This window comes from Streptomyces sp. NPDC127108 (assembly GCF_042677545.1).
Classification (GTDB): domain Bacteria; phylum Actinomycetota; class Actinomycetes; order Streptomycetales; family Streptomycetaceae; genus Streptomyces.
In genome coordinates, this window is record NZ_JBHXTE010000002.1 from 23,155 (window position 1) to 49,465 (window position 26,311).

22 protein-coding genes are annotated in these 26,311 nt (G+C 74.9%); 10 read left to right on the forward strand and 12 right to left on the reverse strand.

Annotation, left to right across the window (positions count from 1 at the left end):
• Window positions 1-16 precede the first annotated feature (16 nt).
• The 3 genes from ACFVHO_RS01675 to ACFVHO_RS01685 form a co-directional block, all read right to left on the reverse strand.
• Entirely contained in the window at window positions 17-1,189 is a 1,173-nt protein-coding gene (locus tag ACFVHO_RS01675; protein ID WP_385708656.1) for a cytochrome P450, read from the reverse strand.
• A 1,030-nt stretch (window positions 1,190-2,219) separates the two neighbouring features.
• Window positions 2,220-2,900: a sigma-70 family RNA polymerase sigma factor gene (locus ACFVHO_RS01680; RefSeq protein WP_385708658.1), complete on the reverse strand. Its 681-nt coding sequence runs from the start codon at window positions 2,898-2,900 to the stop codon at window positions 2,220-2,222.
• A gap of 328 nt (window positions 2,901-3,228) precedes the next feature.
• The gene (locus tag ACFVHO_RS01685) at window positions 3,229-4,164 is read right to left on the reverse strand and encodes a hypothetical protein (RefSeq protein ID WP_385708661.1); all 936 of its coding nucleotides are present in this window, start codon (window positions 4,162-4,164) and stop codon (window positions 3,229-3,231) included.
• Between the two features lie 383 nt (window positions 4,165-4,547).
• Between ACFVHO_RS01685 and ACFVHO_RS01690 the strand changes: the two genes are divergently transcribed.
• Window positions 4,548-6,074 (forward strand): MFS transporter, encoded by a 1,527-nt coding sequence (locus ACFVHO_RS01690; protein ID WP_385708663.1) that lies wholly within the window; start codon window positions 4,548-4,550, stop codon window positions 6,072-6,074.
• A gap of 119 nt (window positions 6,075-6,193) precedes the next feature.
• The gene (locus ACFVHO_RS01695) at window positions 6,194-8,134 is read left to right on the forward strand and encodes a hypothetical protein (RefSeq protein ID WP_385708666.1); all 1,941 of its coding nucleotides are present in this window, start codon (window positions 6,194-6,196) and stop codon (window positions 8,132-8,134) included.
• 109 nt (window positions 8,135-8,243) lie between these two features.
• On the opposite strand, the gene ACFVHO_RS01700 is transcribed toward ACFVHO_RS01695, so the two are convergent.
• On the reverse strand, window positions 8,244-9,557 hold the full coding sequence (locus tag ACFVHO_RS01700) for an acyl-CoA dehydrogenase family protein (protein WP_385708668.1): 1,314 nt from the start codon (window positions 9,555-9,557) through the stop codon (window positions 8,244-8,246).
• A 211-nt stretch (window positions 9,558-9,768) separates the two neighbouring features.
• On the opposite strand from ACFVHO_RS01700, the gene ACFVHO_RS01705 reads away from it, so the two are divergent.
• Window positions 9,769-11,973, forward strand: coding sequence for a CoA transferase (locus ACFVHO_RS01705; protein WP_385708671.1), 2,205 nt, complete (start codon window positions 9,769-9,771; stop codon window positions 11,971-11,973).
• 203 nt (window positions 11,974-12,176) lie between these two features.
• Entirely contained in the window at window positions 12,177-13,910 is a 1,734-nt protein-coding gene (locus ACFVHO_RS01710; RefSeq protein ID WP_385708673.1) for a class I adenylate-forming enzyme family protein, read from the forward strand.
• A 102-nt stretch (window positions 13,911-14,012) separates the two neighbouring features.
• Here ACFVHO_RS01710 and ACFVHO_RS01715 read toward each other — a convergent pair whose 3' ends face one another.
• The 6 genes from ACFVHO_RS01715 to ACFVHO_RS01740 all read right to left on the reverse strand — a co-directional run bounded on the left by ACFVHO_RS01715 (window position 14,013) and on the right by ACFVHO_RS01740 (window position 20,281).
• On the reverse strand, window positions 14,013-14,837 hold the full coding sequence (locus tag ACFVHO_RS01715) for a metal ABC transporter solute-binding protein, Zn/Mn family (protein WP_385708676.1): 825 nt from the start codon (window positions 14,835-14,837) through the stop codon (window positions 14,013-14,015).
• Window positions 14,780-15,664, reverse strand: coding sequence for a metal ABC transporter permease (locus ACFVHO_RS01720; RefSeq protein WP_385708679.1), 885 nt, complete (start codon window positions 15,662-15,664; stop codon window positions 14,780-14,782). Before ACFVHO_RS01720 ends, ACFVHO_RS01715 begins: the two co-directional genes overlap by 58 nt.
• A 376-nt stretch (window positions 15,665-16,040) precedes the next feature.
• Window positions 16,041-16,679: an ATP-binding cassette domain-containing protein gene (locus ACFVHO_RS01725; protein WP_385708682.1), complete on the reverse strand. Its 639-nt coding sequence runs from the start codon at window positions 16,677-16,679 to the stop codon at window positions 16,041-16,043.
• Window positions 16,680-16,836: 157 nt separating this feature from the next.
• Window positions 16,837-17,451 carry a copper chaperone PCu(A)C gene (locus tag ACFVHO_RS01730; protein WP_385708684.1) on the reverse strand — a complete coding sequence of 205 codons (615 nt, stop codon included), beginning with the start codon at window positions 17,449-17,451 and terminating at the stop codon, window positions 16,837-16,839.
• A complete protein-coding gene (locus ACFVHO_RS01735; RefSeq protein ID WP_385708687.1) occupies window positions 17,448-20,000 on the reverse strand; it encodes a heavy metal translocating P-type ATPase in 2,553 nt (850 codons plus the stop codon). The genes ACFVHO_RS01730 and ACFVHO_RS01735 overlap by 4 nt, the downstream gene beginning before the upstream one ends.
• Window positions 19,997-20,281, reverse strand: a complete 285-nt coding sequence (locus tag ACFVHO_RS01740) for a hypothetical protein (RefSeq protein ID WP_385708690.1) — start codon at window positions 20,279-20,281, stop codon at window positions 19,997-19,999. The genes ACFVHO_RS01735 and ACFVHO_RS01740 overlap by 4 nt, the downstream gene beginning before the upstream one ends.
• Before the next feature lie 197 nt (window positions 20,282-20,478).
• Here ACFVHO_RS01740 and ACFVHO_RS01745 point away from each other — a divergent pair, with 197 nt between their 5' ends.
• The 4 genes from ACFVHO_RS01745 to ACFVHO_RS01760 all read left to right on the forward strand — a co-directional run bounded on the left by ACFVHO_RS01745 (window position 20,479) and on the right by ACFVHO_RS01760 (window position 23,507).
• Entirely contained in the window at window positions 20,479-20,862 is a 384-nt protein-coding gene (locus tag ACFVHO_RS01745) for a cell division protein SepF (RefSeq protein ID WP_030357269.1), read from the forward strand.
• Between the two features lie 218 nt (window positions 20,863-21,080).
• Window positions 21,081-22,334 (forward strand): ATP-binding protein, encoded by a 1,254-nt coding sequence (locus tag ACFVHO_RS01750; RefSeq protein WP_385708693.1) that lies wholly within the window; start codon window positions 21,081-21,083, stop codon window positions 22,332-22,334.
• A 12-nt stretch (window positions 22,335-22,346) separates the two neighbouring features.
• Window positions 22,347-22,670 carry a nucleotide pyrophosphohydrolase gene (locus tag ACFVHO_RS01755; RefSeq protein ID WP_030357267.1) on the forward strand — a complete coding sequence of 108 codons (324 nt, stop codon included), beginning with the start codon at window positions 22,347-22,349 and terminating at the stop codon, window positions 22,668-22,670.
• A 297-nt stretch (window positions 22,671-22,967) separates the two neighbouring features.
• Window positions 22,968-23,507, forward strand: a complete 540-nt coding sequence (locus tag ACFVHO_RS01760; RefSeq protein WP_385708697.1) for a DUF6099 family protein — start codon at window positions 22,968-22,970, stop codon at window positions 23,505-23,507.
• 144 nt (window positions 23,508-23,651) lie between these two features.
• Here ACFVHO_RS01760 and ACFVHO_RS01765 read toward each other — a convergent pair whose 3' ends face one another.
• Window positions 23,652-23,900: a hypothetical protein gene (locus ACFVHO_RS01765; protein ID WP_385708700.1), complete on the reverse strand. Its 249-nt coding sequence runs from the start codon at window positions 23,898-23,900 to the stop codon at window positions 23,652-23,654.
• Window positions 23,901-24,165: 265 nt separating this feature from the next.
• Here ACFVHO_RS01765 and ACFVHO_RS01770 point away from each other — a divergent pair, with 265 nt between their 5' ends.
• Window positions 24,166-25,089, forward strand: coding sequence for an LLM class F420-dependent oxidoreductase (locus ACFVHO_RS01770; RefSeq protein ID WP_385708703.1), 924 nt, complete (start codon window positions 24,166-24,168; stop codon window positions 25,087-25,089).
• 70 nt (window positions 25,090-25,159) lie between these two features.
• On the opposite strand, the gene ACFVHO_RS01775 is transcribed toward ACFVHO_RS01770, so the two are convergent.
• Window positions 25,160-25,462: a hypothetical protein gene (locus ACFVHO_RS01775; RefSeq protein ID WP_385708706.1), complete on the reverse strand. Its 303-nt coding sequence runs from the start codon at window positions 25,460-25,462 to the stop codon at window positions 25,160-25,162.
• Window positions 25,463-25,622: 160 nt separating this feature from the next.
• Between ACFVHO_RS01775 and ACFVHO_RS01780 the strand changes: the two genes are divergently transcribed.
• A complete protein-coding gene (locus tag ACFVHO_RS01780; protein ID WP_385708709.1) occupies window positions 25,623-26,297 on the forward strand; it encodes a response regulator in 675 nt (224 codons plus the stop codon).
• The last annotated feature ends 14 nt before the right edge of the window (window positions 26,298-26,311 follow it).

Below are 26,311 nucleotides of genomic sequence, written 5' to 3' on the forward strand. Positions count from 1 at the left end.
GGGGCGACGGGGCGGACTACCAGGCGACGAGCAGCCGGGAGAGGCCGCGGGTGCCCATGCCGTCCTTCCAGACCACCGGCTCGGGGACGTCGGCGAAGCGCAGTCCGGGGAACCGTTCGACCAGTCGGCGGAAGACGATCTGCAGCTGGATCCGGCCGAGCGGGGCGCCGAGGCAGCGGTGCAGGCCGTGGCCGAAGGTGAGGTGGACCGAGTCGCGGCCCTCCGGCTCCAGGAGGTCGGGCTCGGGGTAGACCTTGGCGTCGCGGTTGCCGTTCAGGAGCGAGACCATCAGGGCGTCGCCCGCCTGCACCTGGACGCTGCCGAGCTGCACGGGCTCCGTCGCCACGCGCGAGAAGCTCAGCGGGGTGGTGGGGGTGAGGCGCATCAGCTCCTCGACCGCCGCGTCCACGCGCTCGGGGTGCTCGACCAGGTCGCGGTAGCCGGCCGGGTCGGAGAGCAGCACGTTCGCGGAGAGGGCGATCTGGCCGACCGTCGTCTCGTAGCCCGCCATCAGCAGGGTCAGGCCGAGGGTGATCAGCTCGCCCTGGGTCAGCTCGCCCCGGTCCTGCGCCTGGATCAGCGAGGAGAGCAGGTCGTCCTCGGGGGCGCGGCGCTTGGTGGCGAGCAGGTCGGCCATGTAGCCGCTGAGTTCGAGGCGCTTGCGGCCCTTCTCCTGCGGGGAGCTGGCCGAGATGTCGAAGAGCACCTCGACCCAGTCGCGGAACTGCGCGCTGTCCGTCAGCGGGATGCCGAGCAGCTGGCACAGCACGTCGAGCGGCAGCGGGTTGGCGAGGCCCTCCATCAGGTCGGCGCCGGGGCCCGCCTCTTCCAGGGCGTCCAGGTAGCGGTCGGTCACCTCGGTGATGCCCGGGGCCATGGCGGCCATCTTCCGGGCGGTGAAGGCGCCGATGACGGTCTTGCGCAGCCGGGCGTGCTCGGCGCCGTCCATGCTCATCATCGACTCGGCCACGGGCTGCGCGTCGTTGAACGTCGGAGCGCCCGGCGCCACGGCGGCGGTCCTGCTGAACCGCTTGTCCGCGAGGACGAGACGGCTGAGCGCGTAGTCGCGCACGAGCCACATCTTGTCGCCGGTCGGCGTGATCATCTGCGTCACGTCGTCCGTGCCGGGATCCCCCGGCTCGAAGAAGTCCGGCAGCGGGCCCAGCTGGTGATAGGGGCACTGCGTCATGGGTGTCTTTCCTCCCCCTGGTCGGCGGCTGTCAGGCAGCCGGAATTCGGCGCTCCGTTTTTCGCGGTGTCACGGTGTCGTGGTGTCACGGCCGCCTGGAGGACGCTCCGCACGCCGACCCCGGACGCACACAGGCCCGCCGCGGGGCGGGGCGGTGACGCGTACTCAACGGTTTTGCGGTCCCCCGCCGCGGACGGCCGGTGGGCCGGGCGGTCGCGGGTGACACGGCACGAGGGCGGCGGTGTGCCGTCCCGGCGTGCGGCCGGTACCGAGAGAACCAAAAGAACCGGTGGAGCCGGAAGGCGAGAGATGACGCGATCGCGCGGTCGCGGACACGGCCATATCCCCCCTTCACCTCGAATTCACTGTGCACAAGCCTGGATCGGCCCCGGGGATCCTTCTGCATTCCCCCTCGGGAAAGGAGGGCTGCTGCCGCGCCCGCTCCTGGATTTCCGGCTTTCTGGCCGAGCTCGAACATACCCTCCGGCCGGGAAACGGTGAACCGGAAACTGGAGACTACGGGGGTAGTTGACGACAGGTCCGCGTACCGCTGCCGCCGCTGCGCTCTCGGCTGTCCTGTCAACGGGACGGACTGCGCTGGCGGCCCTCCCGTACGGGCCCACCGGGCCCGTGCCAAGGGGCCCCGACGGGCCGAACTTGACACCCGCGACCCGCTCGCACTACCTCTTCGGCGAATCGTGAATTCCGTATGAGCGGCCGTCGGGAAATCCTTGACGCATTCATAACGGACCGCGCTTCGGCTGTTCTTCGTTACGTACTCGGGTACGCCGCCGAAGAACACCTGGAGTTCGCCCGGAAGTCGGCTGCCGGGGCTCCGCGCATGGTGACACGGGCGGGAACCGGTGCGGCAGTGAACTCCGTCATATTCATTTCACAGTTCCTGCCGCGCCGCGACCGTTCCTGTCGGGCCGCGGGCGACGGAGGGGGCCGCCGCCGCGAGTGCGGCAGCGACCCCCTTCAGTGATGCGGTTCTCCGGCGCCGCGGTTCCTCCGCGGTGCGGCTTTTCCGTCAGGCCGCGGCGAGGGCCTCGATGAGGGTGGCCCGTGCCCGGGCCACCCGGGAGCGGACCGTGCCGACGGGGCAGCCGATGGCGGCGGCCGCCTCCGCGTACGGCTGCTGGAGGAGCTGGGTGAGGACGAACGCCTCGCGCCGCTCGGCCGGTATGCCGTCGAGGAGTTCGGCGAGCGCGATGCCGTCGTCGAACCCGGGAAGCCCGCGCGGCTGCGCCTGCTCGGCCGCGGCCTGCCAGTCGTCGCGGTCCGAGAGCCGGGGCCGCGCGGCCGCGTGCCGCAGGCTGTCGACGACGGTGCGCCGCGCGATCGAGAGCAGCCAGGTGCGCGCCGAGGAGCGCCCCTCGAACCGGTGCAGGCTGCCGAGCGCCCGCAGGAACGTGTCCTGCGCGAGGTCGTCGGCGGCCTGCGGGTCGGCGCTGAGGTGCGCGACGTAGCGCAGGACGTCCCGGTGCAGGGCGCGCACGAAACGCTCGACGGCCTCGGGGTCACCGTCCCGCGCGGCGAGGGCGAGCCGCGTGACGGGTTCGTCGGCGGCGTCGGTGCGGCGCGTGCGGGTTCGGGTGGGGACGGCTGGGACGGCTGGGCCGGGACAGGGGGAGTCCGCGGGGGCGCCCGAGGATTCCGGTGCCGCTGGTGCCGGGTTCTGGGCAGGGGGTGCCGTCAGGGTAGGAGTCATCGCCTGAAGTCCTTTAGGAGTCCGGGAGTTCGGGATCCGGCCGCGCACGGGGCGGGGCCGGTGAGGTGTCGTACGACCCGGCGGCATCAGGGCGGCGCGGGTCGGTGCCCGACCTGCCCGGGGTGTGCGTGCCGCGACGTGCCGCGGTGCGGCGTGACGTGGCGGGACGCGCACGGGCGGGACACGGTCCGACGGCGGGGGTACGGCGGCACGGGCGCGGAGCCGTGGGGGCGCCGAGCCGGGGGTGTGCGAGGTGAAGCCGTACCGTGCCGAGCGGATGCCGTGCGAACGCCGTGCGTGCCGGGGTGGGTCGGGGGGAAACCAGCTGTCAGACGACAGCGATCCCGAGGGGCGGACCCCTGGACGTGATGGCGTGGACGAGAAGCAGGCGCCGTGCGCGCCGTGCGCCGAAGTCGCGGCGCGGGCGCAGCCGCGGCCGGTGCGGGGGTCGCGGCAGTCGTAGGGCGAGCCGCAGCGGGGCGACGAGCCAGCCCGCGACGGCGCGGCCGACGCGGAACGCGGCGCGCTCGCCGTACGCGAGCCACAGGCCGCACAGGAGTGCGGCCAGGAGGTGGGCGGCGAGCATGCCGAACGGCGACATGCCCCCCATGTCATGCCCGGAATGCATCCCCGACATCCCCGACGACATCCCAGGCATGTCTGGCATGCCCGTCATGTCCCCGATGCTGGGATCCGGTTCCGCGATGGCACCCGACGTGTCGTGCATACCGGACGTACCAGATGCACCGGACATGCCGTGCCCCATGGAGGCATGGGTGCCGCCCGCGCCGGAAGTCCCCGCGGTCCCCGCGTCGACGGTCTCCTGCATGCCCATGGAGTGCCGGGTGTGCCCCGGCGGCGGACCGTGCAGCCGGTCGGCGAGGCCCGCGTCGGTGACGGCGCGTACCGCGTCCGCCTCCGGCAGCATCCCCGTACCGCCCGTCCCGCACAGCAGATGACGCGCCCACTGCTGGGCGATCGACGCGCCGCCGCCCGCCGACGACTGGGCCATGGCCTGCGCCAGCGAGAACCAGGTGTGCAGCGCGGCCTGCGCCACGACGGACGCGGAGGTGACGGCGAGGACACCGCGCTCCCGCCCGGCGAGGAGCCAGGCCCCCGCGAACGTGGCACCGCCCGCGCCGGGAAGCGCCCACCAGGGCAACGGCGCCGACGACATCAGGGCGTGGCCCGTGGCTGCGAGCAGCACACAGGCGGCCGCGAACACCGCAGCCCGTACCGCGCGACAGCTTCGGCCCCCAGTCATGGCGGCCTCATCCTTGCATCCGCCTCACGGCGGCAGCGGGCGGGTCCGGAATGTTCCGCCGGACGCACGGCGAGGCCGGGCGGCGCCTGGGGTGTGGCCGGGGTGCGGCTGGGGTGTGGTCGGGGTCACGAAGGCACCCGGGAACCCGGGAGGTGACGGATCCGACTCCTGCGGCGGCGTGTTGGGCCGCGACGCGGGAGCGCGCGGCGCGGTGCGGTGTGAACACGGTGGATTTGTCCGGCTGTACGAGACTTCCTGGGGGCGGCTGAGTGGGGACGGAGCAGGCGGGCGGTGCGCAGGAACGCGGGCCGGGGCCGGTGGGGGGCGGGCCGGAGCCGCGGCTTGAACCCGGGCCGGGGGCGGGGTCTGCGGCGTCGGGGTCCGTGGCGCCGGGGCTCCCGCTGCGGCCGGAGCCCGCTGGGCCGCAGCCGCAGCCGGACGGCGCCGAGTCGCAGCTTCAGCCGGAGGCGCGTCCACGGCCGGAGGACACCGCGCCCCGTCGAGGTCCGCGCCCGCACCTGGAACCGGGGCCGGACGGCGCCGAGCCGGAGCTCTGCGGCACCAAGTCGCAGATCCCGCAGCAGGGGCCCGCCGAGCCGCATCCACACCTGGAGCTGGAGCCGGAACTGGAGCCGGAACTGGGACCGGAGCCGGACGGGACCGGTCCGCAGCCAGAGCCGAAGGCCACCGACGCCGGGCAGTCGCAGCGCCCCCCTTCCCCTTCCCCGCCGCCCGCCCGCCCGCTCCCCACCGCCCTCCTCACCTGCGCCATGGCGTTCTCCATGCTCCAGCTCTTCCTGCTCGGAGCGCTCGGCCCGCGCCTGGTGGACGAGTTGGACATCTCGCCCACGGTGCTCGGCCTGACCACGACGATCGGCTTCGGCACGGCGGCCGTGCTGTCGCCAGCGGGCGGCCGGATCGTGGACCGGGTGGGACCGCGCCGCGCGCTGGCGGCGCTGCTCCTGCTGTCGGCGGTGGCGCTCGCCCTGATCGGCGCGGCGCCCGGGGCGGGTTTCCTGCTGGCGGCGGTGGCCCTCGGCGGGCTGCCCCAGGCGCTCGCCAACCCGGCGACGAACAAGGCGATCCTCGCGTCGGTCGAACCGGCGCGCCGGGGCGCGGTGACCGGCATGAAGCAGTCGGGCGTCCAACTGGGCGCCTTCGCGGCGGGCCTGCCGCTCGCGGCGCTGGCCGGATGGCTCGGCTGGCGGGGCGCGGTGTGGACGGCGGCGGGCGCGGCGGTGGTGACTGCGGTGTGGGCGCTGCGTACGTTGCCGCCGGACGCGCCCGCCCGGACCGGCGCGCCACCGGCCTCCCTCGTGCCGCGCGGCACCATCGCCTGGCTGGCGGGCTTCTCGCTCCTCCTCGGCTGCGGCATCGCCTCCGTCAACACGTACCTGGCGCTGTACGGGGCGCACCGCCTCGACCTGGGCCCTGGCGCGGCCGGGGCGCTGGTGGCGGTGCTCGGCGTGTCCGGAGTCGTGGGCCGCGTGGCCTGGTCCAAGGCGGCGACACCCGGCCGTGCGGAGTGGCTGCCGGGCCTCCTCGCGGCGGGCGCGGTCGGCGCGGCGCTGCTCCTGGCCGGGGCGGCCGCGCTGGGCGTACTGGTGTGGCCGGGCGCGGTGGCGGTGGGCGTGTTCGCGGTGTCGGCCAACGCGGTGTCGATGGTCCTGGTCATGCAACGCGCCGCACCGGGCCGGGCGGGTCAGGACTCCGCCCTGGTCTCGGCGGGCTTCTTCGCGGGCTTCGCCCTCGGCCCGCCCCTCTTCGGCCTCCTGGCCTCCGCCGACCACTACGGATGGGGCTGGGCCCTGGTGACGACGGAGTTCGCGGCGGCGGGCGCGGTGGCACTGACGTGGGCGGTACGGGAACGGGGCCGTGGGGTTGGTGTGGGGGAGGGGCGGGGCGCTTGAGGGGCGGGTCGGCGGGTGTCCGGTGGTGGGACAAGGTGCGAAGGAAATGGTCGTAGTGCGGGACGAGCGGGGCGGGATCCGGGTGACGGGGGATCGGGATGCGTGAAGGACCGGGCGGCATGACGGACGGGTGGGCCGAGGGCGCCCTCGACGCCGTCCTCGGCCGGGTCGCCGTGACCCTCGCCGAGGTCGGCCCCCGCTTCCCGCTGTCCGCCGACCCCGACACCGGTACCTGGACGACGACCCGGCGCGGCTCCTGGACGGGCGGCTTCTGGGCCGGACTGCTCTGGCTGCGGGCGCGGTACACGGGCGCCCCGGCCGACCGGACCGCCGCCGAGGCCTGCACGGCGCGCCTCGCCGACTGGGCCGACGCCGACACCGCGACGCGCGGCCTGATCCTCTGGTACGGCACCGCCTCGGCCACCGGCTCGGAGGCCGCAACCGCCCTCCGCGCCCGCGCCGCCCGCGCCTGCCTCACCGCCTTCGACCCCGAACTCGGCCTGGTCCCCTGGGGTTCTGCCTTCGGCGGCCCACGCCTGCTCGCCCGCGCGGACGGCGCACCGGGGCTGGTCCCGCTCCTCGCCTCGGCGGGGCCGCGGGGGAGGGAGGCGGCGGCCTCGCACCTGCGTCGGCACCTGGAGCTGTGCGTGGGCGACGGCGGGAAGCTCGCCCCCGCCTGGCGCCACGACCCCACCACCGGCTGGCACCCCCTCACCGAACCGGCCCCCGGCTGGAGCCGAGGCCGGGCCTGGCTCCTGCTCGCCGTCGCGGACGCGCTGACGCGGCCCGGCGGAGCCGTGGCGAACCCGGACCACCTGCGCGCGACGGCCAGGTGGTTGGGGGCACCGGGGCCTGGGCCGGCCGGGGCTGCGGCTTGCCCCGCCACGGTCGCGGAGACGGCTCGGCCCGCTTCATCCGGGGGTGCGGTTCGGCCCACTTCACCTGGGGGTACGGCTCGGCCCGCCTCACCCGGGGGTACGGCTCGGCCCACTTCACCTGAGGGCACGGTTCGGCCGGCCTCACCCGGGGGCACGGTTCGGCCCGCCTCACCCCGGGCCGCGGCTCGCTCCACTCCACTCGGGCCCACGGGTCACCTCGCTGCGCTCGGGGACGAGCCTCTCCCCGCCCCGCTCGCGGACGCACCGCACCCCACCCCACTCGGGGACACACCCCGCCTCACCTCACGCGCAGCCGCACCTCTCCCCACCTCACGCGCAGCCGTGCCCCGCCCGGCCTCACGCGCGGACGTGCCCTGTCCGACCTCACGCGCAGCCGTGCCCCGCCCGGCCTCACGCGTGGACGCGCCCCGTCCGGCCTCACGCGCAGCCGTGCCCCGCCCGGCCTCACGCGTGGACGCGCCCCGTCCGACCTCACCTGCGGATGCGCCCCAGCCGACCTCACCTGCGGACGTGCCCCGCCCGACCCCACCCGCGGACGCACCTCTCCCCACCCCACCCGCGGACGCACCCCGCCCGACCCCACCCGCGGACGCACCTCTCCCCACCCCACCCCCACCTCCAGCCACAACCCCCTCCACCTCACCCACTCAAGCACCGCCCCCGGCAACCCCCCTCATCCCACCCGCCGACGAATCCCACCCCGACGGCCCGTCCGACACCTCCGCCGCCGCGATCACCGCCGTCGCTCTCCTCAAACTCGCGACCCTGCCCGGCGAGGAGGTCTGCGCCCGCCGAGCGGAGGCCATCCTGCACCGCCTGGTCACCGCGCACCTGAGCGGCACCGGCAGCGCGACGGACACCGGCGCCAATACCGGTACTGGGACCGGCACCAACACCGGAACCGGCGGCACCAACTCCGGAACCGGACCCGGACCCGGAACCGAGACCGGCACCAATCCCGGCACCGGAAAAGCCCTCTCTGCCCTCACCATCCCCACGGCCCTCACCACGCCGCCCGTCCGCCCGCCCGGCATGCTCCTCCACGGCTGCCACGACGCCACCACCGGCACCGCCGTCCAACACGAGCTGATCTGGGGTGACTTCTTCCTGGCCCTCGGCCTCGCCGCGCTGACGGGCCTGGTGGACCCACGCGAAGCGTGAGGCGCAGGCCGAAGGCCGCGCTGTCCTCGGCGGGCTCCCGGCCAGTGCTCGCCGTCCTCAGGGCCCCCGGGCAGCGCCCCTCGGCCAGAGCGCCCCCAGCCCAAACCCCCTACACGTACCCACCCAGCACCCGCCGAGCCACCGAAGTGATGTGCAACTCGTCCGGCCCGTCGAGGATCCGCGCCGCGCGCCCCGTGCGCAGGAGCGCGGGCAGCGCGGTGTCGGGCCCGAGCCCCGCCGCGCCGTGCACCTGCACCGCCGCGTCCACGACCTGTTGAAGCGTCCGCGCCGCCGCGACCTTGGCGAGACCCACCTCGACGTGCGCGTCCTCCCCGGCGACGAGCCGGGCCACCGCCTCGTGCACCAGCGGCCGCGCCGTACGCAGCGCGAGGAGCGACTCGAAGACATGGCGCTGGACGAGTTGGTGGGAGGAGAGCGCCCCACGGGACCCCGTACGGGCGACCGCCCGCGCGGCCATCAGGTCGAACGCCCGCTGAGCCTGCCCGAGCCAGCGCAGACAGCGCAGCGTGCGGCCGAGTTGGAGCCGCTCCCCGGCGACGGCGAGAGCGGCGCCGCGCACCCCGACGAGGTGGTCACCCGGCACCCGTACGCCGTCGAACTCGATCTCCCACTGTCCGCCCGCCCCGAGCACGGGCAGTTCCCGTACGACCCGGAAGCCGGGCGACGCCGTGGGCACGAGGAACAGCGACAGGCCGTCGCGGTCCGGCGACGCGCCGTCCGTGCGGGCCAGGACGGTGACGAGGTCCGCCCCCGCAGCCCCGGAGGTGAACCACTTGCGGCCGGTCAGGCGCCAACTCCCGTCCGGCCGGAGGTCGGCGCGGGTACCGGTGAGGAAGGGGTCGGTGCCCGGCACGTCGGGCTCGGTCATCGCGTAACAGGTGCGCAGCTCGCCCGAGACGAGCCGCGTGAGATACGCCTCGCGGACCCGCGCGCTGCCGTGGCGGCGCAGCATCGTCACATCGAGGAGCGGCGCGGAGCCGAGCGCGGCGGGTCCGTGATCGCTGGCGCCCTCCGCCTCGGCGAACGTCGCGTACTGGGCGAGGCCGAGCCCCTGCCCGCCCAGTTCGGCTGGCAGCGGCAGCGCCCAGAGACCGGCCCGCCGGGCCCGCTCCCGCAGGGTCCGCAGCACGGCGTCGGCCGGTGGTCCGCCCGCGTCCAGGGTGTCCTCGTACGGCATGACGTGTTCGCGTACGAAGGTGGCGACGCGCTCGGGCAAGGCGGCCAAGTCGGATGAGTCGGGTGAGCTGGGTGAGCCGGATGAGTCGAGTGAGCCGGATGAGCTGGATGAGTCGGGTGAGCCGGGTGAGGGCGCGGTGCCGTCGTCGGCCGGGGCCACCGCCCCCACCCCGGCCGCGCCCCCGCCCCGCTCGCCCGACACGTCCACCTCATCCACCCCAGCCATCCCAGTCACCTCAGCCCTCTCGTCCACCACACCCACCACGTCCTCCGCTGCCACCGCTCCCACCGCTTCCTCTGGTTCACCGGGAACCCGCGGGCCCGGGCGCCCGACTGTCTTCCAAGGAACTGGTCGGGTGCCGACGGCCTCGGGTTCCCGCGTTCGGAACGACCCCGGCGGGGGCTGCCCCCGCACCGGGAGAGGAGATACGACTGACATGACGTCACCACCCCTCACCACAGTGCGGACCGCCGCCCTGCCCCTGGAGTCGCTGCGCTGCGACGTCGCAGGGCCGCAGGAGCTGACGCGGGTCGTCGCCGAGCATCTGCGCCTGCTCGGCGCCGAGATAGCCGGTACGGCCGGGCGGGCGGAGGCCACCGGGACCGCGGCGCCTGCCGGAGCCAACGGGACCGGGGCCACCGGAGCCGAGGCCACCCCCGGAGCCCCGGAGCCCGGCGCCGAGCCCCACACCCACGCCCGTGTCGTCCTTACCGGCGACGGGTTCGGGCCGGTGACGGCGGAGGTGCACTGGGCGGAGGCCCGGACGACGGCGTCGCGCGACGCGGTGAGCGCGCGGCGCGGCGGCGACGCGTGCACCCCGTCCGAAGCTGAGACGGCCACCCCGGCACGGGACACAGCGACTTCGCCCGCGCGGGACGTGCCGCCCCCGGCATCGGACGACGTGCTGCCCGCGGCGACGGCGCCCGCCGGGCCCGACGCTTCCCCGGAGGACACCTCCGCCGAAGGCACGACGCAGCACACCTCCGCCGAAGACGCGACCGCCGTCGGCCCCGCCGGGTCGGCGACCGCCCCGGACACCCCCACCCCGCACCTCCGCGAAGCACCCCCCACCCCCGACGAAGCCACCGTCCAAGCCGCCACCGGCATCATGTCCGTGCACGGGCGCCGGGACGACGGCCCTCGCGGGCTCGGCGCCGACTACGCCGCCACCGCCGCGGGCGTCCTCGCCGTGCAGGGGATGCTGGCCCAGCTCATCGCCCAGGCCCGGGGCGGCGACGCCCACGCGGCGGGGCGGGTCACGACCAGTGCGGCGCGTGCGGGGCTGCTCGCGGTGTCGCAGTACCTCGCGGCCACCGGCGCCGACGAGGACGAGGCGGCGCGACTCGCCCCGGGCGGGCCCCCGTTCACCTCCGCCGACGGCACCCGCTTCGAGCTGGAGACCCTCGACCCCGGCGCCTGGGCCGCGTTCTGGCGGGCCCTGGACGCGCCGGGCGAGGCGATACGTGCCGGCTGGCGGCCCTTCCAGTTCCGGTACGCCACCGCCTGCGCGCCCATCCCGGAGGCCCTGCACGCCACGGCCCGCGCCCACGCGTGGGCACGCATAAGGCAGGCCGCGGTCACCTCGGGCGCCGAGGTCTGCGCCCTGCGCACCCTCGAGGAGCGGGCGGCCGAGCACGACGGCGCCGCGCCCTGGTCCCTGGCACGGCTCGGCCCGGCCGCCGCCGCGCCCGGGCGGAAGGACCGCCGACTCCCCACCCCGGAGCTCCCGTTGGCCGGGATCACCGTCCTGGAGGCGGGTCGCCGCATCCAGGCCCCGCTGGCCGCCCACCTGCTCCGCCTCCTCGGCGCCGACATCGTCCGCATCGAGCCCCCGGGCGGCGACCCCCTGCGCGGCATGCCGCCCGCCTGCGGCGGCGTCTCGGCCCGCTGGCTGGCCCTGAACCGGGGCAAGCGCGCCGTCGAGGCCGACATCAAGTCCCCCTCCGGGCGCCGCCGTCTGCGCGAACTCGTCGCCGACGCCGATGTGTTCCTGCACAACTGGGCCCCCGGCAAGGCCGCCCAGCTCGGCCTGGACGCCGTCGACCTCACCGCCGTCAACCCGGGCCTCGTGTACGCGTACACGAGCGGCTGGGGCGACCGGCTCGACGACGCCCCCATGGGCACCGACTTCATGGTCCAGGCCCGCACGGCCGTCGGCGCGGCGGTCCGTCCGGCCGACGAGCCGCCCGCGCCCTCCCTGATGACCCTCCTCGACGTGCTCGGCGGCCTCCTCGGCGCGGAGGCCGTTCTCGCCGGGCTGCTCCTGCGCGAGCGCAACGGCGGGCGCGGCGTACGCGTCGACTCCTCCCTCCTCGGCGCCGCCGACACCCTCACCGCCCCCGCCCTGCGCCGCGCGGCCCACGGCGCCGACCCCCGCCCGCCCGCCGGTTTCCGCCGCCCCCTGCGCACGGCGGACGGCTGGCTCGCCCCGACCGACACCTGCGCGGCGGCCGCGGCGGCGTACGACCTGAGCGCCCTGCCCACGCCCGACGCCCTGGACCTCCTGCGCTCCCACGGCCTGACCGCGACGCCCGTCACCACCGACCTCGTCGCCCTGCACACCGACGCGCGCTTCACGGACTCGATCGGGCGCGACACGCACGGGGCGCCCGTCGTCCCGGACCCGTGGGCCTTCTCCTGACGCCCGCCGCGACCCGCGGCCGCCGCAACGGCCCACGCAACGGCCCGTACACCGGCCCGTGCACCGGTCCCCACACCGGCCCGCACACCGGCCCCGACACCGGCCCGCACACCGGTCCCCACACGGGCCCGCGCACCGGCCCCCACACCGGCCCGCGCGCGACGCCCCGAACGCCTCCCTCCCTCTCCCTCCCAGGAGCCCTCATGCCCCGCCCCCTGAACGACCTCCTGCCCGCCTCCCTCCGCCGCGCCTGGGCGGTCGACGGCACCTGCCCCGACCTCGACCTGTACAGCCTGTTCCGGGCCCGGCAGATCAGCGATCTGCACCGCACGGCCGTCATCGACGCCAAGGGCAAGCTCTGTTACACCGCCCTGGACCGCAAGGTCCGATGTCTGGCCGTCGGGCTCAGAGAGCTCGGCGTCGCGGCCGGAGACGTCGTCGGCGTACAACTCCCCAACGCCCGCGCGGCGGTCATCGCCGACCTCGCCCTCGCGGCCATCGGCGCCGTCGCCCTGCCCTTCCCCGTGGGCCGCGGCGCCGCCGAGGCCACGAGCCTGCTGCGGCGCGCCGACGCGGTGGCCGTCATCGCCGCCGCGGAGCACCGCGGCGCCCACCCGGCGGCGGCCCTCCTCGCCGCCGCCCCCACGTCCCTGCGGCACGTCATAGCCGTCGGTCCCGGTGCCCTCCCCGAAGGCGCAGTCCCCTTCGCCCAGTTGCTGCGCGCCGACCCCGCCGCGTTCGTGGCCGCCCGCCCCGACCCGGACGGCCCCGCCCGCATCCTGGTGTCGTCCGGCTCCGAGGCCGAGCCGAAGATGGTCGCGTACTCCCACAACGCCCTCGCCGGGGGCCGCGGCAACTTCTTCGCCTCGCTGATGCCGGACCCGGCCGAGCCCCCGCGCTGCCTCTTCCTCGTACCGCTGGCCTCCGCGTTCGGCTCCAACGGCACGTCCGTCGCCCTCGCCCGGCACGGCGGCACCCTCGTCCTGCTCGACCACTTCACGCCCGAGGCCGCCATCGCCGCCGTACGGGAGCACGAACCCACCCACGTCCTGGGCGTCCCGACGATGGCCCGCATGATCCTCGACCGCCTGGAGCAGGAGCGCGAACAGGACCAGGAAGGCGCCGGGAAGCTCCCCGCGCCCACAGCCCTCGTGCTCGGCGGCTCCCCCCTCGACGCCACCACGGCCGCCGAGGCCCGGCACGCCTTCGGCTGTCCCGTCGTGAACCTCTACGGCTCGGCGGACGGCGTCAACTGCCATACGGGGCTGGGGACGTGGGGCGGCGGGCCGGGGGATGGCTCCGCCGGAGCCGGAGCCGGAGCCGGGGACGGCCCCGGGGCCGTCCCCGGGAACGCGAACGGGGACCGGTACGGCATCGTCGCGGGCCGCCCCGACCCCCGCGTCGCCGACATCCGCGTCGCCGATCCCACCACCCACGAGCCCCTGCCGGAAGGCGCCGTCGGCGAGATCGTCGCGCGCGGCCCGATGACGCCCCTGTGCTACGTCGGCGCCCCCGAACTCGACGCCCGCTACCGCACCCCCGACGGCTGGGTCCGCACCGGAGACCTCGGGCTCCTCGACGCGGACGGCGTCCTGCACGTCGTCGGCCGCCTCAAGGACGTGGTGATCCGCGGCGGCGCCAACATCAGCCCCGCGGAGGTCGAGCGGGAGCTGAGCGCGCATCCGCTGGTACGCGACGTGGTGTGCGTCGGCGTTCCCGACCCGGTGATGGGGGAGCGGCTCGCGGCCTGCGTGGTCCCGGCGTCCCGCGCGGCCGGGCCCGCGCCGACCCTCGACGACCTGGTCCTGCACCTGACCGGCCGCGGCATCGACCGCGTCAAGCACCCCGAACGGCTGCTGCTCGTCGAGGAGTTGCCGCTCACCCCGGCGGGCAAGCCGGACCGGGCGGCGCTGCGGGAGCGGGCCGCGCGGGCCTGAGGCCGGGCGGCGAAAGGGGCGGGGGGTGGTGCCGGGGAGAACATCCCCGGCACCACCCCCCGACTCAACGCGCCCGGCCCCGGCGCCCCATCAGCCCATCCTTCAGCCCTTCGCCTTCATCGCCTTCATGGCTTTCTTCAGCTCCGCCGCAGCGTCCCGGTACACCGGCAGCAGATCCAGGTCCTTGCCCGGGTAGTTGACGATCTTCACCTGTGCGGCGCCGGAGTCGGGGAGGACCTTCCCGGTGGACATGTGCGCGTTGTCGAGGACGAACGCGGGCTTCTTCGCGGAGAGCCGGGCGAGCTGTCCGGCGGTCACCGCTTCCGGCCCGTACGTGCCGACGGTCCGCGCGCCCGCCATCCGCGCCGACCACGTGGTGAACACCTGGCTGACGACGGCCGGGCTGGTGCCGCCGGGCCAGGACGCCTTGAGGTCCTTGGCGAGCGCGGCGTACTCGCGGTCGAAGGTCTTGGTCCAGCCGGCCGCCGCGGCCTTGGTGCCGAAGAGCCCGCCGAGCCGGGTGACCTCGCCGCGCACCTTGGCGGCGTCGTTGTCGAGGTTCACCTTGACCAGCTCGGCGTCGGAGCCCGCCGCGTCCTTGATCTTCCCGGCGTACGGCTCGAAGGGCGCGTACAGGACGAAGTCGGCCTTCGCCACGGCGGCGAGGTCGGACGGCTTCGGGTCGTAGTCCGGGGCGTGCTGCGTGGACGGCGGGATCAGGACCGTGACGTTCTTGGCGCCCGCGGCCTTGGCGAAGGCGCCCTCCCACGTGGTGGTGGCGACCACGACGGGCCCGTCCTTCTTGCTGTCCGAGCCTCCGTCGGACGAGTCGTCGCCGCAGCCAGCGGCCGTGCCGGCGAGGACGGCGCTCAGTGCGAGGAGGGCGGGCTTGCGGAAGTGGGGGATGCGGACGCCGGTGCGCGCCATGAGGTGATGCTCCGTTCGGGGATGAGGTGGACGGCGAGGACGACGGCCCCCGCGGTCAGGACGAGGACGGGCCCTGGCGGCCAGTCCAGCCAGAGGGCGATGAGGAAGCCCGTGACGTTGACGGCGAGGCCGATGACCACGGCCCACAGCGCGATGGTGGTGAGCCGCTTGCCGAGGCGGCGTGCGGCGAGCGCGGGAAGCAGGGTGAGCGCGTCCACGAGCAGCGCCCCGGTCAGCTTGATCGCCCCGGCCACGGCGACGGCGACGAGGACGAGCAGGACGACGGTGAGCGGGCCGACGGGTACGCCCGAGCACTGCGCGAGTTCACGGTCGTAGAGGAGCAGCGCGAGGTCGCGTCGGCGCCACCAGAACAGCGCGGGGACCACGACGGCGAGCACCCCGACCACGACGAGGTCGGCGCTGCCGACGGACAGGATCGACCCCCACAGCAGCGCGAACGCGCCGGAGGCGTTGACCCCGGACACGGAGAGGACGAGCAGCGCCGCCGCGATGGCCATGCTCATCAGGAGCCCCATGGCCCCGGAGAGCCCGGCCGGTGTCCTGGCCAGCGGCGCGACCCCCGCCCCCGCGAGCGCGCACGCCACCAGGGCGCACAGCATCGGATCGAGCCCCGTGAGCAGCCCCACGGCAATCCCGAGCAACGCGACGTGCATCATCGCGAACCGCACCGGCATGATGTCGAGCCCCACGATCACGACCCCGACGATCGGCAGCCCGACGGCGGCGAGCAACAACGCGAACCCGGCCCGCTGCACAGGCACGAGTTCGAGCATCAGCCCCACGTCGGCCGTGGCGAGAACAGTCATCGCAACACCTCGGGTTCCCCGAGCAGACGCCCCCTGAAGCCCATGACGAACCGCGAACCGGCGGCAACCTCCACCCGGTCTGGCCCAAGACCCCAGCCGGTGCGACTTTCGAGCACGAGCTTCGGGCCGGCGCCGACCCCCCAGCCTGTCCGGCGTTTGAGGACGTGCCGCGGAGCAGCGATCAGCGGCGGCTCGTCCCACCCGCCCGGGACCCCCACCCCACCCCGTCCCGCCTCAGCCCGTCCGGCGTTTGAGGACGAGGCCGAAGGCCGATCGGGGGCGCACCGTGCCACGGCAACGGGACACCCACCCCGGGGTCCAGGGGCGGCGCCCCGGTTTCGGGAAGGGGCGGGATCGGGGAGCCCCCGGCAAGGCCTCACCCCTCCACCTCCCGCAGCCGCCCCGCCGCCATGTCGAGCACGCGATCACAGCGCTCGGCGAGCGCCCGGTCATGGGTGACGACCACAAGCGTGACCGGCAGCGCGGTGAGCGCGGCGGCAGCCTCCTCCTGGCCCGCGAAGTCGAGCGCGGCGGTGGGCTCGTCGGCGAGCAGCACCCCGGCCCCGGCGGCGACGCACCCGATGGCACGGGCCAGGTACATCCGCTGCAACTGCCCCCCGGACAACGTGTCCAGAGGCTGCCGCCGCAAAGCGCCGACGCCCAACTCCCCGGCCGCCTCCGCGGCCTGCTCGGGCGCGCCGCCGGAATCCAGCAACTCCCCCGCGAGCAGCGGGAACCGGCCGGCCGCGGGCTTCTGCGGCACCCAGGCGCAAGCCCGCCGCCGCCACGTCCGATCCGCCGCGGACGCGGTGTCGCGGCCGCCGACGAGGATGGTCCCCGCAGTCTGCCGGTGCAGGCCGAGGACGGCCCGCAGCAGCGTGGACTTGCCGGATCCGTTCGTCCCGGTGAGCGCCACGCGTTCCCCGGCGGCGACCTCCAGGTGCACGTCGTCGACGGCGACCACGCGCCCATGGCCGCAGGTCACACCCCGCATGCGTATGTCCAGACCACCCATCGGTCGCCCATGCCCCTCTCCCGGCCCTGGTCGTGGGCCTGTTCAGGCCTCTTCAGGCCTGCTCCGGCCTCTTCCGGCCTGTCCCGGCCGCTGTCCCGGGGCAGTAGTCGGACGGGCGGGGCGGGAAGTTCCCGTGGGCGGGCGGCGGATCCGCGGCTCAGCTGCCGGGCCTGACCACCACGGCCCGTACCGTCACCTCCCCGCTGTGCCTGAAGCGCAGGACGAAGGGCACCTTGTCGCCGACCCGCAGCGTCCTGGTGGGCCGCAGCATCACGTCCAGGCCCTCGGGCGTCATCCGCACCACGGACCGCGCGGGCACGGCCGCGGAGTCGACCATCCGCATCGACTCCACGTTCCCGGGCCGCTCCACGGTCCGGCTGAGCATGACGTCGTCGGCCTCGGGCGAACGGACGGACAGCAACACGTCCCCGGACTCCCCGGTGTTGGTGATCCGGAAGAACGCCGCGGTCTCCTCGGTACTGCCGTACGGCAGGAACACCCGCCCGTCGTCGACCGTCACGCGCGCGGGGCTGCCCGCGGCCCCGGCGGCGACCCACAACGAGAGCCCGCACAGGGCGAGCGCGCAGGCGAGGACGGGGGCGAGGACGCCGGGGAGGGCGGACCGCAGCCGTGCGTACGTATCACCGGTGGCGCCGGGACCACTGGTGGCACCGGAACCGCCGACGGCACCGGAACCGCCGACGCCACCGGGGCCTTCGGCGCCCCCAGGACCTTCGGCGACCCGCTCCCGGGCATTCGGACGTGCCTTCACCGCAGGCTCCTTCCTCGCGCGGCCCGCGCTCCCCGAGCCCGCTCCCGACCTGAGGGCTCCCGACCTGAGGGACCCCGCCCTGCCCGCTCCCGACCTGAAGGGCCTCGCCCCGCCTGCTCCCGCGCCGCACTCCGCGGCACCGGCTCCCACGTACGCAGCCGCAGGCTGTTCGCGACCACGAGCAGGGAGCTGGCCGACATGGCGAGGGCCGCCGTCATCGGGCCGAGACGGCCGACGGCGGCGAGCGGTACGGCGAGGGCGTTGTAGCCGAACGCCCAGACCAGGTTGGCGCGGATGGTGGCCAGGGTGCGCCGGGCGAGGCGCACCGCGACGGCCGCCGTGCCGATGTCCCCCGAGGCCAGCGTCACGTCGGCCGCGCCGATCGCGGCGTCGCTGCCGCAGCCCATGGCGATGCCGAGGTCGGCGCGGGCGAGCGCAGCCGCGTCGTTCACGCCGTCGCCGAGCACCGCGACGCGGCGCCCCGCCGCCCGAAGGCGCCCGACCAGCTCCGCCTTGTCCTCGGGCGTGCAGCGCGCGTGCACCTCGTCGATCCCCAGCTCGGCGGCCACGGCGTGTGCGGTCGCGGCCCGGTCCCCGGTGGCGAGGACCGGCTCCACGCCGAGCCGCCGCAGCCGGTCCACCGCGCGGTAACTCCCGGCCCGCAGCACGTCCCCCACGGCCACGACGGCCTCGACGGCACCGTCCACCCGCACCAGGACGACGGTCCGCGCGGCGGCCTCGGCGTCGGCGATGGCGCGGGCGAGGCCCTCGGGGAGGGCTTGGTCGGAGCCGTCTTGAGAGGCGTCTTCGGGGAGACCAGTACCCTCCGCGAGGTCAGGTGCGGGGTCCTCGGCGTGCGCGCGGGCGAGGCCCTCGGGAAGTGCGAGGCCGGAACCCTCGGCGCGTGCGCGAGCGATCCCCTCGGGGAACGCACGGGCAGAGCCCCCGGGCACCCCCTCCGCCCCCGGCGAGCACACCTCCACCAGCCGCCCCTCCACCACACCCCGCACACCCCACCCGGGCCGCGCCCGGAACTCCGTGACCTCGGGCAACTCCCGGTCCGGCAGCTCCTGTCGGGCGTACGCGGTGATCGCGCGACCCAGCGGATGCTCCGAGCCCCGCTCCACCGCCCCGGCGAGCCGCAGGGCCGTGTCCCGGCCCAGGCCGTCCGGCGCGGCGGTGACCTGGGTGACGGTCATGTGTCCCGTCGTCAGCGTGCCGGTCTTGTCGAGGACGACCGTGTCGACGTTGCGGAGCGTCTCCAGGGCGCGCGGTCCGCTGACGAGGACGCCGAGTTGGGCGCCGCGTCCGGTCGCGGCGAGGAGCGCGGTGGGCGTGGCGAGGCCCAGGGCGCAGGGGCAGGCGACGACGAGGACGGCCACGGACGCGGTGACGGCGGCCTGCGGGTCGGCCCCGGCGCCGAGCCAGAACCCGAGGACGGTCACGGCGAGCGTCAGGACGACGGGGACGAAGACGCCCGCCGCGGCGTCCGCGAGGCGCTGGGCGCGGGCCTTCCCGGCCTGGGCCTCCGTCACCATCTTCGTGATGCGGGCGAGTTGGGTGTCGGAGCCCACGGCGGTGGCCCGCACGACGAGCAGCCCACTCTCGTTGACGGCGGCCCCGACGACGTCCTGCCCGGGGCCGACCTCCACCGGCTCGCTCTCACCGGTCACGAGGGACAGATCGAGCGCGGAGTGCCCGGACACCACCACACCGTCGGTTGCCACCCGATCCCCGGGCCGGACGACGAACTCCTGCCCCACCAGCAACTCCCCGGCGGGCACGAGCCGTTCACCACCCCCCGGGTCCCGTACCGCGACGTCCTTGACGGCGAGCGAGGCAAGCGACCGCAGCGCCGCCCCGGTGCCGTGCCGCGCCCGCGCCTCCAGGAAGCGCCCCGCGAGCACCGAAAGGGGCACGCCGACCGCAGCCTCCAGATACACGTGCGCGCCACCGCCCGCCGACGGCAGCACCTCGAACGGCATCCGCATCCCCGGCTCGCCCGCCCCGCCGAGGAACAGCGCGTACGCCGACCAGGAGAAGGAGGCCGCGACACCCAGCGACACCAGCGTGTCCATGGTCGCGGCGCCGTGCCGCAGGCCGCGTACCGCCCGCAGGTGGAAGGGCCACGCGCCCCACACCGCGACCGGCGCCGTCAGCATGAAGCACAGCCACTGCCAGTTGCGGAACTGCCAGGCGGGCACCATCGACAGGACGAGCACGGGCAGTGAGAGCAGCGCGGTGACCAGCAGCCGCTGCCGCTCGGCCCGCGCCTCGTCGTCGCCCGCCGCCGGTTCCGCCGCCGACGGCGTGGGCGGTGCGGGCGGCGGGGGCGGCTCGGCCGTGTACCCGGCGCGCACGACGACGGCGACGAGCTCGTCCGTGCCCGTGCCGACGGGGTGGCGCACCCGGGCCCGGCCGGTGGCGAGGTTGACGGTCGCGCTGACGCCCGCCAGCTTGCCGAGTTTCTTCTCGACGCGGTTCACACAGGCGGCACAGGTCATCCCGCCGACGATCAGGTCGGTGGTGACGGTGGCTTCGGGGGTCACTGGCCGTGGCCCCCGTGTCCGCCCCCGTGGCCCCCGCCCGAGCCGCCGTCCTTGTCGTCGCCGTGCCCGCCGTCCGGCGTCGAGGACCGCATCCCCGGCGCCACCGGCCCCATGGACGAGCCGACTTGATACGCGACGGCGAAGACGACGACGAGCAGGAGGAGGAACCCCAGGAGCACGGGTGGCGGCCGCCACACCCCGGACGCTCCCGGCGTACGTGCACTGCTTGACGTACGCGAACTCGGCGACGTACCCGAAAGGGACGAACGCTCGTCTGCCATCGACGCTCCCGTGGCTGATCCGGCGGCGCGGGCAGCGGACGCCCGGCACCGGCCAGGTAGTCGCGCGCCGCCGCCAGTGGGTTCCCGGGGGGTGTGAGACGTGCCATCCCGGACGTGTCGCAGTTGGGCCGAACGGGTGACTTGCGCAAGAATTGCCTGGTGCAGACGTTGAGGACGAGTCAGGACGGGGTTGCTCTGTGACCAGCCACGAAGCCACCGACGAACAGTGGGAAGGGCTCGCCCAGGTCGTACCGCTGCGCGGCCGCAACGAATGGCCGTCGTGGCCGGGGCACCGCGCGCTGCCCGACGCCGAGACGGAAGCGCGCCGACGTTTCATCGTGACACGTGTGAACATCTTCGCGGACGCCCGTGAGGTCGCCGAGCACCTCATGGCGCAGACGCCGGTCCTGCTCGACCTGTCCGGCGCGGAGACCGAAGTCGCCAAGCGGGTCCTCGACTTCAGCAGCGGCGTGGTCTTCGGACTCGGCTGCGGGATGCACCGCGTGGAGAAGAACGTCTTCCTGCTGTCCCCGGCCGACACCGAGGTGCAGGGCCTGGTGGAGGCGGCGACCGGCATATAGACCGGTGCGCGGCCGGTGCGGGGCCGCTGTCTGGCTGCCTGTGTGGCCGCTGTGTGGCCGCTATGTGGCTGGAAGACGGGGAGCACGAGGGCCGGGGCCGGTGGTGATCTAGCCCAACTCGCCCTCCCACGTGGGACTTCGGCCGCCGATCCCTCGATCGTGCGAAGGTCGCTTGGGCAAAACGGTTCGGCTTGTCCACCGGCCCGTAGCTTCCGTTCATGACTGTGCACTCGCGCCGGGCGCTCGCGCAGGATCCGTCGGCCCGGGCCAAGCCACGCGTCACCGAACTGCGGCTCTCCGCCTTCGCGGGCCACCGCGGCGCCGCGTTCCCGCTCGGCCCGCTCACGCTCTTCGCGGGCCCGAGCGGCAGCGGCAAGACGAGCGCGCTGCGGGCGTACGAGGCGCTCGCGCTGCTCGGTGCCGGAGTCGAACTCGTCGATGTCTTCCCCGAGCCCACCCGCTGCGTCCCCGAGCGCGCACGTGCCGACGGCCAGGCCCGCCGCGGCTTCCGCATCGGCTGTACGGTCGACGGCCCCGCCGGACCCGTCCGGCTCGACGTCGCCGTCCAGGCCGAGCCGGAACTGCGCATCGCGGGCGAGCGGTTGACGCGCGACGGGCTCACCCTCCTGGAGACCGCGCTGCGCGACCCCGGCCGCCGCGCCGTCCAGGCCGCCTGGCACACGGCGGGCGCCGCGCCCGTGACCCGCGCGCCGCTGCCCGACGACCGGCTCGGCACGGCCCTCCTTCCGCTGCGCGTCGCGGGCAAGACCGATGGCCAGCGCCTGGTGCTCGCCGCGGCCGAGCAGGTCGTCGTGGCGCTGCGCTCGGTGTTCACCTGCGATCCGCGGCCCGGCCGCATGCGGGAGCCGGTGCCGCCCGGACTCGTCGGCGCCGGCCGGCTGCTCGGCGGCTGCGACAACCTCGCGGAGGTCCTGTGGCGGACCCGCTCCGAGTGCGGCAACCGGCACGCCCAGCTCGTGGCGGCGCTGCGCTCCGGCTGCGCGGGACCGGTCGCCGACGTCCTCGCCGAGGAGACCCGCGACGGCGCGCTGCGGGCGCTGCTCGACCGCGGCGACGGCGTCCGCACCTGCGTCGGACGGCTCGGCGACGGCGAACTGCGCTATCTCGCCCTCGCCCTGGTGCTGCTCACCGGGCCGCGCGTCCTGGAGGTCGACCCGGTGGCGGAGGTCCCGGAGGCCTACCAGAGCCTCACCGTCCTCGCCGACGGCTTCGACCGCTGCCTGGACCAGCGCCAGAAGCGGGCCCTCGCGGACCTCGCGGTACGCATGTGCGGACGCGGGCACCTGCGCCTGATCGGGGCCGTGGCCGACGCGACGTGGGCCGCGACGGCGGACGGGGTGACGGTGGTGGACCTGGGGCGGGCCGGGAGCGGTAGCGGGGGCGCGGGAGCCGAGGGCGCACCGGCTGCCCGTCGCGCGCGGGTGCCGAGATCGCGGACGCCCGGGATGTAGTTGACTTGGGGCGTGACAGACCAAGACGTAGCGGGACTGCAGCGCAGGCTGGCCGAGTTCGCGGCCGCGCGGCACTGGGAGCCCTACCACACGCCCAAGAACCTCGCCGCCGCGCTCAGCGTGGAGGCCTCCGAACTCGTCGAGATCTTCCAATGGCTGACGCCGGAGGAGTCGGCGCGGGTGATGGCCGACCCGGACTCGGCGCACCGCGTCACGGACGAGGTCGCCGACGTCCTCGCCTATCTCCTCCAGTTCTGCGAAGTGCTCGGCATCGACCCGCTGCAGGCGCTCGCGGCGAAGATCGAGCGGAACGAGCACCGCTTCCCGGCGCCCTAGCGCCCGCGTGCGCCGGAGGGCGGCTCCCGGCGCGGTGCGGCCCGTTCTCCGGCGCGGGCGCGGCTCATCCGCCTCGTGAGTCCCCGGCCGTCACCGCCTGTTGGACATGCCGAAAGCCCCCCAAAGACACCTCATCGTCACTCTCCGGAGTTGATGCATTGTCCACAGTCGATTTTTTGTCCACAGATTTCAGGCTTCCTCTGGCTTTTCGTCCTGAAGGCGCTCACTGTGGGTAGTGGATAAGGGAGTTCGGATGTACGTGCTGTGAGTGGGCGCGCGATGAAGTGGGGACAGCGCATGGATGCGATGCGGCTCATCGAGGCGAGCAGGTGCGCTCTGGCGCGGAGTCAGGAGTCCGCGGCCATCGTGGTGGAGGTGTGGCAGTCCCAGGCCCTGGCACAGGCGATCGGCAGCCGCCTCGCGGTCGCGGGCCCACCGGAGTTACGGGGCGAGGCGCTGGGCCTGAGCGAGCTCAGCGGCAGAGGCTGCGCGGTCCTGGATCCCCCGCAGTCCGGGACCCAGGAGATACGGGCCGCGGGCCTGACGGACATAGGAGACGCCCACGACACCCTCCTGGGCCTCGGCGCCCTCCTGGGCGAAGTGGGCATCGCCCTGGTCACGGTGGCCATGGGAGCCGAGGACGAGGGGGTGTACTGGCAGTGCATGGAAGCCATCGACGCCGCCGACGAGTCCCGCGACCGGGTCCTCGAAATGCTCCGCAGACTCGCGGCCCGCGAACGCAACGCGGTGTCTGGCGGGAGCGCCTTGGACCGGGGAAGCCGAGGGGGCCGGGGGAGGGGTGACCGGGTGCCGGAGGGGAAGTCGCCCTCCTGCTGAGGGCGGGCTCGGGTCGGCAAGCGATAGCCCGTCCGGCGATTGAGGACGAGCGCGGAGCGCGATCGGCGGTGGCCCCGGGCGGGCATGGCCCGGCCGCCGGGTGGGATGCGGCGGCCGGGGCGTCCGGTGCGGCGACGGCGCCCGTCAGACGCGGTCCTGCTCCTCACCGGCAGGCGGCCGCGTGGTCGTGGACTGCTGGAGGTCGGCGTCCAGTTGGGTCAGATCCGCGTTGAGCGCGGCCATGAGCTCCTCCATCTGCTGCAGCAGGCCCTTGGGCGCACCCTGCTGCCCGGCCGGTGCCTGCGCGCGAGCCTGCTCCGGCACCACCTCGTCGCGGGGCTGCTCCGGCGCGAGCGGGTCGTGCGCCTGCTCGGGCACGGCTTCCTGGGACATGACGGCCTCCTCGGCCCGCGCCCCGCCGGTCCCGGGGGCGCGCCCCGGCCGGGCAAGGCGGTTGATGCGGGGGACGCGTCGGCAGCGACCGCCGGCGCGGGTGCCGGGCGGTCCGGCTCCGCCGAGCCAACGATCACCCGTGCGGCGCGGTCACTGCGACGGACCCGCCCCGGTCGCCGGGTTGACGGATTTCACCCGACCGGGGCGGCGGTGGACCGGTGGGACAGAGGAGGTTGACGGGCGTTCGACCGTGCAGGATGGAGGTATGGATCTTCGCATCTTCACCGAGCCCCAGCAGGGGGCCACCTACGACACTCTGCTCGCCGTCGCCAAGGCGACCGAAGACCTGGGCTTCGACGCGTTCTTCCGTTCCGACCACTATCTGCGCATGGGCGCGGTCGACGGGCTGCCCGGGCCCACGGACGCCTGGATCACGCTGGCCGGGCTCGCCCGTGAGACCAAGCGCATCCGGCTCGGCACGCTGATGACGGCGGGCACGTTCCGGCTGCCGGGCGTGCTCGCCATCCAGGTGGCGCAGGTCGACCAGATGTCGGGCGGCCGGGTCGAGCTGGGTCTGGGCGCGGGCTGGTTCGAGGAGGAGCACAAGGCGTACGGCATCCCGTTCCCGAAGGAGAAGTTCGCGCGCCTCGAGGAGCAGCTCGCGATCGTCACCGGACTGTGGGACACGGCGCCGGGCGACACGTTCTCGTACGAGGGCACGCACTACCGGCTGACCGAATCACCCGCGCTGCCCAAGCCCGCGCAGGCCAAGGTGCCGGTCCTGATCGGCGGTCACGGCGCGAAGCGCACGCCGCGCCTCGCCGCGCGGTACGCGGACGAGTTCAACATCCCGTTCGCCTCGGTGGAGGACAGCGAGCGGCAGTTCGGCCGGGTGCGGGCCGCCGCCGAGGAGGCCGGTCGCAAGGCCGACGACCTGGTGTACTCGAACGCCCTGGTGGCGTGCGTGGGCAAGGACGACGCCGAGGTGGCCCGGCGCGCGGCCGTCATCGGGCGTGAGGTGGAGGAGTTGAAGGCCAACGGGCTCGCGGGTTCCCCGGCCGAGGTCGTCGACAAGATCGGCCGGTACGCGGAGATCGGCGCGAGCCGCGTCTACCTCCAGTGCCTGGACCTGTCCGACCTGGACCACCTGGAGCTGATCTCGGCGCAGGTGCAGTCGCAACTGTCGTAGCGAGCGCGAGGGCCCGCCGACGACTCGGCGGGCCCTCGCGTCAGGTGCGGTTGAGCACCGCAGGGTGCTGCTAGCCGCGGCCCTGGGTGGTGTGGGCGACGATGAAGTACTGGCCGCAGTTGCCGCCGAACCCCCACGTGCCGCGGCCCACCCACTTGCCGTAGATGGTCTTGCCGTTGCTGCAGTCCGTGACGGCCCGGGCCTGGCCGCTCTTCACGGTGCAGGTGGCGGACCAGTTGTTGACCTTCATCTTCCAGTTGCCGCAGCTGTAGTTGCCACCGGCGGAGGCGGGCGTCGCGGTGGCGAGGCCGCCGACGAGGAACGCGGCCGCGACGGAAGCGGTCACGGCATGGCGCCGCATGTTGAGCTTCAAGGAAGTCTCCCCCAGAGATGCCCTGTCGGGCGAACGGTACGTCTGCGAACACGACGGGGCGTGCTCATGATCATTCTAAGGGCGGGGCCGAGCCCGCCGAGGCCGGGGCGGGGAGCGTCCGGCAGGCCGGTGCCACCGATCGCTGTGGTAGGAACGGAAGGTGGCCGAGACACGGATCGATGTGGTGATCGCCGACGATCAGGAGCTGGTGCGGACCGGATTCAGCCTGATCCTGGGGGCACAGCCGGGCATCACCGTGGTCGGTGCGGCGGCCGACGGGGTGGAGTGCATCGACATGGCGCGTCGGCTGCGCCCCGACGTGGTGCTCGCCGACATCCGCATGCCGCGCCTCGACGGCCTGGAAGTGGTGCGGCAGTTGGCCGGTCCCGGTGTGGCCGAGCCGCTGAACGTCGTGCTGATCACCACGTTCGACCAGGACGACTACGTGCGGACCGGGCTGCGGAACGGGGCGTGCGGGTTCCTCCTGAAGGACGCGTCGCCGGGGCTGCTCGTGGAGGCGGTGCAGGCCGCGTCGCGCGGGGACGCTCTGGTGTCACCGGCGGTGACGGTGCGTCTGCTGCGGCGTCTGGAGGAGTCGGAGCGGGGCTCCGCGTCGGGGAACGCGGGGGCCGCCGGGCTCAGCGAGCGGGAGCTGGACATCGTGCGGCTCGTCGCGGTGGGGCGTACGAACCAGGAGATCTGCGACGAGTTGTTCCTGTCGTTGTCGACGGTGAAGACGTATCTGGCGCGGATCCAGGCCAAGCTCGTGGCCCGCAACCGGGTGGAGGTCGCGGCGTGGGCGTGGGAGCACGGCGTGGCGCACCCGGCGCGCTGACTCCCGGACCGTCC